Source organism: Roseicyclus persicicus (genome assembly GCF_012395815.1).
In the GTDB taxonomy this organism is placed as follows: domain Bacteria; phylum Pseudomonadota; class Alphaproteobacteria; order Rhodobacterales; family Rhodobacteraceae; genus Roseicyclus; species Roseicyclus persicicus.
Map to the genome: position 1 here is coordinate 563662 of NZ_JAAZQQ010000001.1, position 13205 is coordinate 576866.

Sequence of the window (13205 nt, forward strand, 5' to 3'; positions counted from 1 at the left end):
GGGGCGTGACGCGACGTTCGGGGGTGTTCCCAGCCGGGCTGGCGCTGCCTAGACTGTTGGCAGCGTCAAGTCCCGGAGGGTTTCCATGTCTCGCCTGTTCACGCTCCTCGCCGCGCTTGTCCTTGCCACCGCCGCGGCGGCGCAGGAGACGCGCAGCCTGACCGGCACGGTCCTCTACCGCGACCGGATGGCGCTGCCGCAGGAGGCGCTCCTGATCGTCGAGGTCATCGATGCCGCGGGCGCCCTGCGGGCCGAGGCGCGGCTGCCGACCGAGGGGCGGCAGGTGCCGATCCCCTTCCGGCTCGACCTCGCGGCCGATGTCGAGGGCACGCTCCGCGCCGGCCTGTCGATCGGCGCCGAGGTGGTCTGGCTTGGCGATCCCGTCGCGCTGGGGCCGGACACGCCGGCCGACCTGGGTGAGCTTGTCCTGCACCGGCACCAGCCCACGGGCTTTGCCTCGGCCTTCCTGTGCGGCGACCGGCGGGTGATGGTGGGCTTCGCGGGCGAGGCGCTGGTGATGGACACCGGGCGCGGCGACCGGCTGGTCCTGCAATCCTTCCCCGCCGCGTCGGGCGCGCGCTACGAACTGCCGGGCGATCCCGGCACCAGTTTCTGGACCCGGGGCGAGGGCGCCCTGGTTTCCCTCGGCGGGACGAACCTGCCCGACTGCCGGCTGAGCTTTCCCATGACCGACACGACCGCCTACCGCGCCGGCGGCAACGAGCCCTTCTGGTCCGTGACCGTCGAGGCCGCCACCCTGACCCTCGTCCGTCTCGGCATGGCCGACGTCGTGCTGCCGGTCTCGGCCACCGGCCTCGGCGACACGGGCGACATCATGGTGATGGCGGGCGACGCCACGCTGCGGCGCCAGCCCGTCCTCTGCCGCGACAGCATGACGGGGATGCCGCACCCCGAGACCGTGACCCTGACGCTGGGGGCCGAGACGCTGGCCGGTTGCGGCGGCGACCCTGCCGCGCTGCTGATCGGGCCGACTTGGGTGGTCGAGGACATCGCGGGCGCCGGGATCGTCGATGACAGCCGCGTCAGCCTCGGCTTCTTCGGCGATGGCCGCGTGGCCGGGTCGGCCGGCTGCAACCGCTGGTTCGCGGACGTCGCGCTGACGGGCGAGGGCCTGACCCTCGGGCAGGCGGGGGCCACGATGATGGCCTGCGCCGACGCGCTGATGGCGCAGGAGATGCGGTTTCTCGAGGCGCTGGCGCAGGTGACCGGCTTCGACATCGACGCCACCGGGGCGCTGGTGCTGAGGGGCCCCGAGGGCGCGCTGGTCACCGCCCGGGCCGCGACCGACAGCAGCGCCCCCTAGCCGCGCCGCACCAGCCGGTCGAGCCCGAGAAACCCGCCCAGCCCCAGCGCCATGAGCGCCGGGGTCAGGACGGGGTGCCACAACAGCACCGCGAAGGGTTCCCACCAGTCCCAGTCGCCCGGGAACCCGTCGCGGTAGCCCGACGCCATCCCGACCAGCGACCACAGGTATTGCAGCGCCCAGAACCCCGCGCCGAGGCCCGTCCGCGCGCGCCCCGCCGCCCAGATCGCGCCGATCGCCGCGAAGGCGAAGGCCGCGCCGATGGCCTTGGCGATCAGCCCGGTGACGACGGTGCCGGTGGTCAGGCAGGGCGGCGCGGGGCAGGGGGTGGACCCGTTCCCGATCAGGTCGTGGCCGGCGGGCCCGAAGACCAGCATCTCGTGCAGGACCAGCGCGGCGAACAGCGTGACCGCGCCGGCCAGCGCCAGCGACAGGGCCGACCGCAGCCGGCCGGGGCTGTCAGCCACCCGTGTGGCTCATGTGGCGGCTGACCTGGCCCGCGACCTTCTGGCGGGAATAGTCGAAGTCGTGGCCCTTGGGCTTGCGCGCGATGGCGGCGCGGATCGCGTCCTCCAGCACCGCGTCGTCGGCCGAGGCGCGCAGCGGCGCGCGCAGGTCGGCCATGTCCTCCTGCCCGAGGCACATGTAGAGCTCGCCGGTGCAGGTCAGCCGCACCCGGTTGCAGCTTTCGCAGAAATTGTGGGTCAGCGGCGTGATGAAGCCGATCTTCTGCCCGGTCTCCTCCAGCCGCACGTAGCGCGCCGGGCCGCCCGTGCGCTCGGCGAGGTCGGTCAGCGTGAAGCGCTCGGCCAGCCGCGCGCGCAGGTCCTTCAGGCTCCAGTACTGGTCCAGCCGGTCCTCGTTGCCGAGGTCGCCCATCGGCATGACCTCGATGAAGGTCAGGTCCATGTCGCGGGATGCGCACCAGTCGGCGAGGGTGAACAGCTCGTCCTCGTTGAAGCCCTTCAGCGCGACGGCGTTGATCTTGACCTTCAGCCCCGCCGCCTGCGCCGCGTCGATCCCCTCCAGCACCTGGGGCAGTCGGCCCCAGCGCGTGATGTCGGCGAATTTCTTCTCGTCCAGCGTGTCGAGCGACACGTTCACCCGCCGCACGCCCGCGTCGTAAAGCTCGCCGGCGAAGCGCGCGAGCTGGCTGCCGTTCGTCGTCAGCGTCAGTTCCTTCAGCGCGCCCGAGTCGAGGTGCCGCGACATGGCGCGGAAAAAGGTCAGGATGTCCCGCCGCACCAGCGGCTCGCCGCCCGTGATGCGCAGCTTCTGCACCCCCATCCGCACGAAGGCCGAACACATCCGGTCCAGCTCCTCCAGCGTCAGAAGTTCCTTCTTGGGCAGGAAGGTCATGTTCTCGGCCATGCAGTAGACGCAGCGGAAATCGCAGCGGTCGGTGACCGAGACGCGGAGGTAGCTGATCGCGCGGGCGAAGGGGTCGATGAGGGGGGCGGTCGTGTCCATGGCGCCAAGCTATGCGCGAAGGCCCGCGCGGGCAAGACGGTGCCGCGGCGCGGGGTGTTGAAGCGGGTGCGGAATGCCCCTAGTGTCCGCGCCATGACACGCCTGATCGCCCTTGCCCTGATCCTTCCGCTGGCCGCCTGCTCGGGCGGCGTCGGCGGCGGCCTTTTCGGCGGCCGAGACGAGCCCGAACTCGTCATCGACACGCCCCCCGCCGGCGGCCCCGTCGCGGTGGCCGCGGACCCGTCCGATCCGGCCGCGGCCGCGGCGCCGACGCCCGCGGGCGACGGCCTCTTCATCGGTTTCACCGTGGCCAGCCTGGGCGACGCGACCGTGCCCGGCCTGTGGCTGGAAACCCCGCTGGTGACCGAGGAAGGCCCCGGCCGCGTGGTGGCCGAGAACGGGATGCAGCTGTTCCTGACGCTGCGCCCCTCGGGCGGGGCACGCAGCGCGGGCTCGCGCCTGTCGCTCGGCGGGTTCCAGGCGCTGGGGCTCGACATCACTTCGCTGCCGACCCTCACCGTCATTTCCGATGCCTGACCTGCCCGACCGGCGGCTGTTTCGACAGCGCGCCGGGTGGGACGCGCTCCGCGCCGGCTTCCGCTGGGCCGTGCCCGCGCGGATGAACATCGCGCGGCTCTGCTGCGACGACTGGGCGGCGGTGGCGCCGGACCGGGTCGCGGTGATCCACCGCCATGCCGACGGGCGGCGGGAGACCTGGACCTACGGCCAGCTGAAACGCGCCTCGGACGGGCTGGCGGTGGCGCTGGCGGGTCTCGGCGTGGCCCCCGGCGATCGCGTCGCGGTCCTCCTGCCGCAGCACCCCGCCGTGCTGGTTACGCACCTGGCCGCGATGAAGCTCGGCGCGGTGTCCCTGCCGCTGTTCACCCTATTCGGCGAGGACGCGCTGCGCTACCGGCTGTCGGACTCGGGCGCGAAGGCCGTCGTCACCGACGCCGCCACCCTCGACCGGGTCATGGCGCTTGCCCCCGGCCTGCCGGACCTCGCCACCGTCATCACCACCGGCCCCGCCGCCGCGCCCGTCCACGCCTTCGACACGCTCATCGCCACCGACCCGCGCCGCTTCACCCCCCGCGACACCGCCGCCGAGGACCCGGCGGTGATGATCTACACCTCGGGCACCACGGGCGACCCCAAGGGCGTGCTGCACGCGCACCGCTTCCTCTACGGCCACCTGCCCTGCATGGAGCTGAGCCAAGGCTTCTTTCCGCAGCCCGGCGACGTCGGCTGGACGCCGGCCGACTGGGCCTGGATCGGCGGGCTGATGGACATGGCGATCCCCTGCCTGTTCTACGGCGTGCCCCTCGTCTCGCACCGCTTCGCCAAGTTCGACCCCGAGGCCGCCCTGCGCCTGATGGCCGAGGAGCGGGTGACCAACGCCTTCATCCCACCGACCGCGCTGCGCCTGATGCGGCAGGCGCGGGTGTCCGACGGCCTTGCCCTCCGCGCCATCGGCTCCGGCGGCGAGGCGTTGGGCGCGGACCTGCTCGACTGGGGGCGCGAGCGGCTCGGCTGCCCGATCAACGAGTTCTACGGCCAGACCGAGGCGAACCTGGTCGTCGCCGCCTGCGACGGGCTGATGACCCGGGTGCCCGGCGCGATGGGCCTGCCCGTGCCGGGCCACGAGGTGACCCTGCGCGACGCGACCGGCGAGGTCGGCACCGGCCAGGTCGGCGAGGTCTGCGTCCGCGCCCCCGACCCGGTGATGTTCCTGCGCTACTGGAACAAGCCCGAGGCGACGGCGAAGAAGGTGGTCGACGGCTGGCTGCGCACCGGCGACCTCGCCACGCGGGACGCCCATGGCCAGATCACCTTCCACGCGCGGGACGACGATGTCATCACGTCCGCCGGCTACCGCATCGGCCCGGTGGAGATCGAGCAGGCGCTGGCCACCCACCCCGACGTGGTGATGGCCGCCGTGGTGGGCGCGCCCGACCCGGTGCGCACCGAGATCGTGGTGGCGCATGTGGTGCTGCGCGACGGGGCCGACTGGTCGGGGATGGAACAGGCGCTGCAGGCCATCGTCCGCGACAAGGTGTCGGCCCATTGCGTCCCGCGCCGGGTCATCCGCGCGGAGAGCCTGCCGATGACGGCGACCGGCAAGATCCTGCGCCGCGCGCTCCGGGGGGCGTGAGGCCAGACCCTTGCAAGGGTCTGCCCAGCCTTTTGCAAAAGGCTGGGCAAGGGTCTTGCAAGACCCTTGGCAGACCCTTGCAAGGGTCTGCCCGCGCTCACTTCTCCATCGAGCGCCGGATCGAGTGCACCGTCAGCCACACCGCGACCACCACCGGCACCACCGCCAGCGCCGTCAGCAGCGTCTTGGACATCCCCATCGGCTCGGCCAGCGGCGCGATCAGGTACACGACGAGGTTGATGGCGTAGTAGCTGATCGCCACCACCGACAGCCCCTCGACCGTCTTCTGCAGCCTCAGCTGCAGGTCCGCCCGCCGGTCCATGCTTTCGAGCAGCGCCTGGTTCTGCGCCGAGCGGTCCACGTCCACCCGCGTCCGCAGGAGGTCGCCCGCCCGGATCGCGCGTTCCGTCATCGACAGGAGCCGCCGCTCGGTCGCCTTGATCGTCCGCATCGCGGGGTCGTAGCGGCGCATCATGAACTCGCCGAAGGTCTGCCGCCCGAGGAAGCGTTCCTCGCGCAGCACCTCGATGCGCTGGTTCACAAGGGCCTCGTAGGCCCCCGTCGCCCCGAAGCGGAAGGCGCTTTCGGTCTGCAGCTTTTCCAGCTCGGCCGCGATCGACAGGAGCTGCGACAGGGTCTCGTCCGGCCGCGCGAGGTCGCCCGTCATGTCGTCGACTAGCCGCACCAGCCCCTCGTCCATCTCGCCCATCCGCGCCGAGATCTCGCGCGACATCGGCAGGCCCAGCATCGACATCGCCTTGTAGGTCTCGATCTCGAAGATGCGCTGCACGATCCGCCCGATCCGGCGGCTGCCCGTGTCGCTCTTGCAGAACACCGCAAAGCGCATGTGCCCCTGGCTGTCGATGCGGAAATCCCCCGCGATCACGGCGGTCTGGTCGAGGACATGGCTGACCGCGAGGCTCTCGGGCACCATCCAGTCCTGCAGCTTGTCCGCGATCGCCTCGTCGCCCGGCGCGATCTCCACCCGCAGGTGGGCCGAGGTGATCCGCACCCCCGGCGCCCTCGCCAGCCAGTCCTCGGGAAACACCTCCCAGGCCGCCGGGTCGAAGGGGCGTTCGCCGTTCGACGGCAGAAAGGCGGTATAGGTCACGAACTCGGTGTGCTGTTCCCACTTCAGGCTGAACTTGCCGAGGTCGCCGAAGTAATGCGTCGCGTCCGGCGCCGGGTGGTCGACGCCGAAGCGGTCGAGCAGCGCCAGCAGATGCGCCCGGTCGAGGCCCCGGTCGCGCTTGGCGGCGTCCTTCGGCTGCTTGATGGCGAGGTAGATCGCCTGCGCCGGGGCCGCGATGTTGGGGAAGGGGCGGGCGTGCAGCTCGTTGGCGAGCCGGTAGCGCAACGGGTGGTCTTCGAGCGGCATCGGCGCGGCTCCGTCAGGGTGTCTGGATCCCAGATATACCTTACGATCCCGGTGTAAACCGGAAAAATTCAATGAATTTCGTGACTTGCCGGGATGCGACGGCATACGGAGCCGCCCAAGTCGCGGACAAGTCACGATAATCTGTTCTGCGCTGCAGCATCGCCTGCGGCCTCACGTCACCTGCCCGCCGGCGATCTGGATCGACTGCCCGTTCACGCTGCGCGCAGCCTCCGAGCACAGCCACATCACCGCGCCCGTCACTTCATCGGTCTGCAGGAGCGTCTTGTGCCGGTTGCCTCGGGCGAGGTAGGCGCGCGCCTCGGCCTCGGTGATGCCCTGCCGCGCCGCGATCTCCACCGCGTTGCGGTCGACGATGGGCGTTTCGACATAGCCCGGGCAGACCGCGTTGAAGGTGACGCGCCCGCCCATGTATTCCTCGCTCAAGGCATGGATCAGCCCGATCACCCCGTGCTTGGACGCGGTGTAGGCGCTGCCGCCCTTCAGCCCCTTGAGCCCCGCGATGGACGAGATCGCGACGAACCGGCCCCAGTCCTCGCGCCCCAGCGTCGCCAGCGCCGCCTGCAGGGTCAGGAACACGCCGTCGAGGTTCGTGACCATGATCTGCCGCCAGTGCGCCAGCGTCTCCTTGTGGAACGGCGCGGCCTCGGCGATGCCGGCGTTGGCCACGCAGATGGCGACGGGGCCACGCGCGGCGGCCGCCGCCGCGATGCCGTCGCGCACCGAGGCCTCGTCGTCCACGTTCATCTGCAGCGGGTGCAGCCGGGGCGTCCCCGCCGCAACCTCCTGCAACCGCTGCAGGTTCCGCCCCGTGATCGTCACCTCGGCCCCCGCCGCGGCCAGCGCGCGGGCGATGTCGAGCCCGATCCCCGTGCCGCCGCCCGTCACCAGCGCATGCCGTCCCAGATGCTCCATGGTGTCCTCCGTCTCCCTGCGGTCCCGCCCGTTCTACCCCATTGCGCGCGCGCGCAAATCCCCCTTGCCGGTGACGCAACGGCACCCCTGAACACTTCGCAAACGGTATGCCATTGTATGCGCAATAAAATGTCGCGCAGCCCCCCGTTGTGAAGCGCGGCGTGTGTTGCTATGGGGCGACGGGACACGGCCATGTCGAAGAGGGGATGACAGTGAAGATAGGGGCTCCGAAGGAGATCGAGCCGGGCGAAGCACGGGTGGCGATGACCCCCGACAGCGCGCTCCAGCTGCAGAAACTCGGCTACGACTGCGTCATCGAGGCCGGCGCCGGTGCGGCCGCGGGCTTCACCGATGCGGCCTACGAGGCCGCGGGCGTGACGGTGGTGAAAACCGCCGCCGCGCTTTGGAAGGACGCCGACATCGTCGCCAAGGTGCGCCCGCCGACCACGGCCGAGGCCAAGAAGTTCCGCGAGGGGCAGCTGGTCATCTCGTTCTTCTACCCGGGCCAGAACGAGAAGCTGATGGAGGCCGCCAAGGCCGCCGGCACCAACATCATCGCGATGGACATGGTGCCGCGCATCAGCCGCGCGCAGAAGATGGACGCGCTGTCGTCAATGGCCAACATCGCCGGCTACCGCGCCGTGATCGAGGCCGGCAACAACTTCGGCCGCTTCTTCACCGGGCAGGTGACGGCGGCGGGCAAGGTGCCGCCGGCCAAGGTGCTGGTCGTGGGTGCGGGCGTCGCGGGTCTGGCCGCCATCGGCACGGCCACCAGCCTCGGCGCGATCACCTACGCCTTCGACGTGCGGCCCGAGGTGGCCGAGCAGATCGAATCGATGGGCGCGGAGTTCGTGTTCCTCGAGTTCTCGGCCGACGAGCTGCCCGACGGCGCGGCCACCGGCGGCTACGCGCCCCCGCAGAGCCCCGAGTTCCAGGCCAAGCAGCTGGCCAAGTTCCGCGAGATCGCGCCGGAGATGGACATCGTCATCACCACCGCGCTGATCCCGGGCCGCCCGGCGCCGGTGCTCTGGACCAAGGACATGGTCGAGAGCATGAAGCCCGGCTCGGTCATCGTCGACCTTGCGGCGGAACGCGGCGGCAACTGCGAGCTGACGCAGAAGGACGAGCGCATCGTCACCGACAACGGGGTCATCATCGTCGGCTACACCGACTTCCCCAGCCGGATGGCGGCGCAGTCCTCGACGCTCTACTCCACCAACATCCGCCACATGATGACCGACCTGACGCCCGGCAAGGACGGCACGGTCGTGCACAACATGGAGGATGACGTGATCCGCGGCGCCACCGCGGTGTTCGGCGGCGAGATCACCTATCCCCCGCCGCCGCCCAAGGTCGCGGCCATCGCGGTGCAGAAGCGCGAGAAACCTAAGGAACTGACGCCCGAGGAAAAGCGCGCGAACGAAATCGCCGCGTTCAAGGCGCAGACCCGCAACCAGGTCACGCTGCTCGCCGTCGGCGGCGCGGCTCTGCTGGGCGTGGGCCTGATCGCGCCGGCGACCTTCATGCAGCACTTCATCGTGTTCGTGCTGTCGGTCTTCATCGGCTTCCAGGTGATCTGGAACGTGGCCCATTCGCTGCACACGCCGCTGATGGCCGTCACCAACGCGATCTCGTCGATCATCATCCTCGGCGCGCTGATGCAGGTCGGGTCCAGTTCGGTGCTGATCACCGTGCTGGCCGCCCTAGGCATCTTCATGGCCGCCGTGAACATCTTCGGCGGCTTCCTCGTCACACGGCGGATGCTCGCCATGTTCCAGAAGTCCTGAGCGGGCAGGGGTAGAACAGATGGATTTCGGTTTCACCATTGCGGCCTACGCCGTCGCCGGCGTGCTCTTCATCCTGTCGCTCGGTGGCCTCTCGGGGCAGGAAAGCGCCAAGCGCGCGGTGTGGTACGGCATCGCCGGCATGGCCATCGCCGTGCTCGCCACCCTGATCGGCCCGGGCTCGGGCCTGTGGGTCATGTCGCTGATCCTGATCGCGGGCGGCGCCGCCGTCGGCTACCAGCTCGCCACCCGGGTGCAGATGACCCAGATGCCCGAGCTGGTCGCGATCATGCACAGCCTCGTGGGCCTCGCCGCCGTGTTCGTCGGCGTGAACGCCCATGTGGAGATCGGCAACGTCGCCGCCGTCTTCGCCGAGGCCGGCCTGCCCTTCCCGCAGCCCGAGGGGCCGCTGTCGCCCGAGGCCTACACGCTGCTCGGCACGCTGTCGAACTTCGCCGAACTGATCGGCAAGAAGACCGCCGTCGAGATCGGCATCCTGCGGGTCGAGCTGGTGCTCGGCATCTGGATCGGCGCCGTCACCTTCACCGGATCGGTCGTCGCCTACGGCAAGCTGTCCGGCAACTCGAGCCTGCTGCCCTTCAAGATCGACACGGCGGCGAAACAGCTGCCCGGCGGTCACATGCTGAACGCCGCCGCCGCGGCGGGGTCGCTGGCGCTGCTGGCGCTCTACCTCGGCGGGGCGGGCACCTGGGCGCTGCTGCTGCTGGCGCTGCTCGGCTTCTTCATCGGCTACCACCTGATCATGGGCATCGGCGGCGCCGACATGCCCGTGGTCGTGTCGATGCTGAACAGCTACTCGGGCTGGGCCGCGGCCGCGATCGGCTTCTCGCTGGGCAACGACCTGCTGATCGTGGTCGGCGCGCTGGTGGGTTCGTCGGGTGCGATCCTGTCCTACATCATGTGCAAGGCGATGAACCGGTCCTTCGTGTCGGTCATCCTGGGCGGCTTCGGCGGCGCCAAGGGCGAACAGCAGGCCATCGAGGGCGAGCAGGTCGCCATCGACAGCGACGGTGTCGCCACCGCGCTGAACGAGGCCGACAGCGTCATCATCGTGCCGGGCTACGGCATGGCCGTCGCCCAGGCGCAGCAGTCGGTGTCGGAACTGACCCGCAAGCTGCGCGCCAAGGGCAAGGAGGTGCGGTTCGCCATCCACCCCGTCGCCGGCCGCCTGCCGGGGCACATGAACGTGCTCCTGGCCGAGGCCAAGGTGCCCTACGACATCGTGCTCGAGATGGACGAGATCAACGAGGACTTCCCGGACACGGACGTCGTCATCGTCATCGGCTCGAACGACATTGTGAACCCGGCGGCGCAGGACGACCCCAACAGCCCCATCGCCGGCATGCCGGTGCTGGAGGTGTGGAAGGCCAAGCAGGTCTTCGTGTCCAAGCGCGGCCAGGGCACCGGCTACTCCGGCATCGAGAACCCGCTGTTCTACAAGGAGAACACGCGGATGTTCTACGGCGACGCCAAGAAGTCGCTGGACGAGCTGCTGCCCAAGATCGCCTGAAACGGCCGATCACCAATGCTTAAGAAGGGCTCCGGTGACGGGGCCCTTGCCATGTCGGCGGGTCGCGCCGCCTCAGCGGCCGCGCCGGGCCTGCGCCGCCAGCGCCTCGAACACCTGCCGCGCCTCGGCGGGGCGGATCCGTTCCGTCAGGTCGGCGGCGTCGGCCGTCTGCGACCACATCAGCGACTGCACCGGGTCGTGCAGCATCGCCCAGTCGGGGAACAGCCGAACGGCCACCGGCTCGGACGACAACAGCCGCACCTCGACGTGCCGGTCGTCGCGCCGGATGCGGGCAAAGGCCGCCCGCACCGCCGAGGGCCGGCCTTCCAGCAGTTGCAGGTAGATGTCGTGCCGGCAGATCAGCGCCCCGGTGATCCCGTCCCGGCTGTTGCAGCGCCGCGCGTCCAGCAGGACGCCGGCAAGGCTCGCCTCGTCGAAGCCGAAGGGCCGGGATGTGTAGATCAGCTGGACAAGATCCGGAATGACGGTCGCTCCTGCAGGGTGCGGCCCGTCCCGGACCGGGGCGCGGCACGGCAACCGGCGCGGCACCCGCCCGAGGCTACCGGACCCGCCCGGCCAAGTCTTGCGAAATCCGCGCAGCGGCGGCGCGCCCCGCCTATTTCGTCAGGATCAGCTTGCCCGCCCGCGTGATGCGCAGGGTGTAGGTCTTGTCGTCCAGCACGATCATCGCCGTGCCGGCCCCGTCGGTCAGGCGCCGGGCGTCGTAGACGGCCACGCTGTGCTGCGGCGGCGCGGTGCGGCTGGTGTCGGGGCTGTCGATCCTCTGTCCGTGAAAGCTCATCGCTGCGTCTCCGGTCCTGTCAGTGCCGTCCCCGCATACCTGACGAAAAGAATCGGATATGTCAATTCCCGAGTGTTTCAGTCTGGAAAATGGCCACGTGCCGCAGGGCGCCGCGCCAGCACCGCCACCCGTCCGGCCACCTCGTCGCGCACCGGCCCCGGGCGGGGGGCGTCGCGCAGCGTGGTGAACCAGGTCTCGGGCGGGTTGCGGCCCGCGCGCGCCCGGTTCCAGGTGAGGGCGCGCAGCACGGCCTCGGCCTCGGGCGTGACCCGGTCGGGGATCTCGTGGCCGTTCAGCGTCGCCCAGACCCCGGTCCAGAGGCGTCCCACCGACCACGGGTTGTAGCCGCCGCCGCCCAGCACCAGGAGGCGGGGGCAGCCCAAACCCATCAGCCCCGCCACCACCGCCCAATGGGCGTTGTTCGACAGGGTCAGCCGCGACAGCGGGTCCTCCTCCACCGCGTCGGCGCCGCATTGCAGGACGATCGCGTCGGGCCGGAAGGCGGCCACCGCGGGCAGGATCAGCCGCTCGCGGATCTCGGCCATCTCGCTGTCGTTCAGGCCGCGCGGCACCGGCAGGTTCAGGCAGTTGCCGCCGCCATCGTCCTCCAGCGCGCCGGTGAAGGGCCAGCGCCGTTCCTCGTGGACCGAGATCAGGAGCGTCTCGGCGTCGCCGGCCAGCCCGTGCTGCACCCCGTCCATGTGATGCGCGTCGATGTCGACATAGGCCACCCGCCGCGCGCCCGCGCGCCGCAGCGACAGGATCGAGAGCACGGGATCGTTCAGGTAGCAGAACCCGCCGGCGCGGTCGGGAAAGCCATGATGCGTGCCGCCGCCCGGGTGGTAGATCACGCCGCCCTCCGCCAGCAGTTCCCCCGACAGGAGCGACGCGCCCGCCGAGGTCGCGGGCCGGCGGAACATCTCGGGAAAGACCGGGTTCGCCACGGTGCCGAGGCCGTGGCGGTCGCGGACCCCGTCGCTGACGGCCTGCTCGGCCTCGGCCCGTTCCAGCGCGGCGACATACTCGGGCGTGTGCCAGATGGTCAGGGCGGCCGGTTTCGCGCGCGGGCTGGTGCGGAACTGCTCCCGCGGGAGCCAGCCCATGGCGCGCGAAAGGTCCATCACGGTCGAGACCCGCGGCACCCGCAGCGGGTGCCACGGCCCGTAGCTCGATCCGCGGTAGATCTCCGAGCCGAGGAACAGGGGCCGGGTCACGCCCCCAGCAGCGCCTCGATCTCGCGCCGGATGCGGTTGCCCGTGGGCCGGGTGTTGGAGCCGAAGCTCTGCACCATCCGCCCCTCGCCATCGAGCAGCACCTTGTTGAAGTTCCACCCCGGCTCGAACCCGTAGGTGTCGCGCAGCCAGCGGTAGAACGGGTGCGCGCCCGTGCCCCGGACGGGCGTGATCGTGGTCATCGGCAGGGTCAGGCCGAAGTTCACGTCGCAGAACTCGGCCACCTCGGCGTCGCTGGACAGCTCCTGGCTGAAATCGTCGGACGGCACCGCCAGCACCACCAGACCGCGCGGCCCGTATTCCTCGTGCAGCGCCTGCAGCTCGTCGTATTGCGGGGTGTAGCCGCAGAGCGAGGCGGTGTTCACCACCAGCACCGGCCGCCCGCGCCAGTCGGCCATGTCGTACTGCCCGCCGTCGATCGAGTCGAAGCGGAACGTGCCCTGCGCGCGCGCCGGGCGCGCCAGCGCGGCCAGCGGCAGGGCGGCGAGGGTCAGGGTCAAGCTGCGGCGGTCCATCGGCGCCTCCTTCGTCCGGTCCGCGCCACAGCTATGTCCCGGCCCGGCCCGGTCAAGCGCCCTTTGCAACCCGCGGGGCCGCGT

At 70.7% G+C, this 13205-nt stretch carries 13 protein-coding genes; 5 read left to right on the top strand and 8 right to left on the bottom strand.

All coding sequences use genetic code 11. The annotated features are described in order from the left end of the window. The first annotated feature begins 85 nt into the window (after positions 1 to 85). Positions 86 to 1324 (top strand): META domain-containing protein, encoded by a 1239-nt coding sequence (locus HCU73_RS02960; RefSeq protein WP_168621901.1) that lies wholly within the window; start codon positions 86 to 88, stop codon positions 1322 to 1324. On the opposite strand, the gene HCU73_RS02965 is transcribed toward HCU73_RS02960, so the two are convergent. Beyond that, positions 1321 to 1791 (bottom strand): hypothetical protein, encoded by a 471-nt coding sequence (locus HCU73_RS02965; RefSeq protein ID WP_168621902.1) that lies wholly within the window; start codon positions 1789 to 1791, stop codon positions 1321 to 1323. The genes HCU73_RS02960 and HCU73_RS02965 overlap by 4 nt on opposite strands. Then, positions 1784 to 2794, bottom strand: coding sequence for a GTP 3',8-cyclase MoaA (gene moaA, locus HCU73_RS02970; RefSeq protein ID WP_168621903.1), 1011 nt, complete (start codon positions 2792 to 2794; stop codon positions 1784 to 1786). The genes HCU73_RS02965 and moaA overlap by 8 nt, the downstream gene beginning before the upstream one ends. A 93-nt stretch (positions 2795 to 2887) precedes the next feature. On the opposite strand from moaA, the gene HCU73_RS02975 reads away from it, so the two are divergent. Both HCU73_RS02975 and HCU73_RS02980 read left to right on the top strand, forming a co-directional pair. Beyond that, complete coding sequence (locus HCU73_RS02975; protein ID WP_168621904.1) at positions 2888 to 3331, top strand: hypothetical protein; 444 nt, start codon at positions 2888 to 2890, stop codon at positions 3329 to 3331. Then, positions 3324 to 4946: an AMP-binding protein gene (locus tag HCU73_RS02980; protein ID WP_168621905.1), complete on the top strand. Its 1623-nt coding sequence runs from the start codon at positions 3324 to 3326 to the stop codon at positions 4944 to 4946. The genes HCU73_RS02975 and HCU73_RS02980 overlap by 8 nt, the downstream gene beginning before the upstream one ends. 97 nt (positions 4947 to 5043) lie before the next feature. Here HCU73_RS02980 and HCU73_RS02985 read toward each other — a convergent pair whose 3' ends face one another. Next, on the bottom strand, positions 5044 to 6324 hold the full coding sequence (locus HCU73_RS02985; RefSeq protein WP_168621906.1) for a DUF3422 family protein: 1281 nt from the start codon (positions 6322 to 6324) through the stop codon (positions 5044 to 5046). A 171-nt stretch (positions 6325 to 6495) separates the two neighbouring features. Further along, on the bottom strand, positions 6496 to 7257 hold the full coding sequence (locus HCU73_RS02990) for an SDR family NAD(P)-dependent oxidoreductase (protein ID WP_168621907.1): 762 nt from the start codon (positions 7255 to 7257) through the stop codon (positions 6496 to 6498). A gap of 212 nt (positions 7258 to 7469) precedes the next feature. Between HCU73_RS02990 and HCU73_RS02995 the strand changes: the two genes are divergently transcribed. Beyond that, the gene (locus tag HCU73_RS02995; RefSeq protein WP_168622352.1) at positions 7470 to 9044 is read left to right on the top strand and encodes a Re/Si-specific NAD(P)(+) transhydrogenase subunit alpha; all 1575 of its coding nucleotides are present in this window, start codon (positions 7470 to 7472) and stop codon (positions 9042 to 9044) included. Positions 9045 to 9063: 19 nt separating this feature from the next. Next, positions 9064 to 10572 (top strand): NAD(P)(+) transhydrogenase (Re/Si-specific) subunit beta, encoded by a 1509-nt coding sequence (locus tag HCU73_RS03000; protein ID WP_168621908.1) that lies wholly within the window; start codon positions 9064 to 9066, stop codon positions 10570 to 10572. Between the two features lie 72 nt (positions 10573 to 10644). Here the strand turns inward: HCU73_RS03000 and HCU73_RS03005 are convergent, their stop codons facing one another. The 4 genes from HCU73_RS03005 to HCU73_RS03020 form a co-directional block, all read right to left on the bottom strand. After that, positions 10645 to 11109, bottom strand: coding sequence for a BLUF domain-containing protein (locus HCU73_RS03005; RefSeq protein WP_210730457.1), 465 nt, complete (start codon positions 11107 to 11109; stop codon positions 10645 to 10647). A 79-nt stretch (positions 11110 to 11188) separates the two neighbouring features. Then, a complete protein-coding gene (gene hemP, locus HCU73_RS03010; RefSeq protein ID WP_168621909.1) occupies positions 11189 to 11374 on the bottom strand; it encodes a hemin uptake protein HemP in 186 nt (61 codons plus the stop codon). A gap of 77 nt (positions 11375 to 11451) precedes the next feature. After that, the gene (locus HCU73_RS03015) at positions 11452 to 12588 is read right to left on the bottom strand and encodes an arginase family protein (RefSeq protein ID WP_168621910.1); all 1137 of its coding nucleotides are present in this window, start codon (positions 12586 to 12588) and stop codon (positions 11452 to 11454) included. Further along, positions 12585 to 13121 (bottom strand): glutathione peroxidase, encoded by a 537-nt coding sequence (locus HCU73_RS03020; RefSeq protein WP_168621911.1) that lies wholly within the window; start codon positions 13119 to 13121, stop codon positions 12585 to 12587. Before HCU73_RS03020 ends, HCU73_RS03015 begins: the two co-directional genes overlap by 4 nt. Positions 13122 to 13205 lie beyond the last annotated feature (84 nt).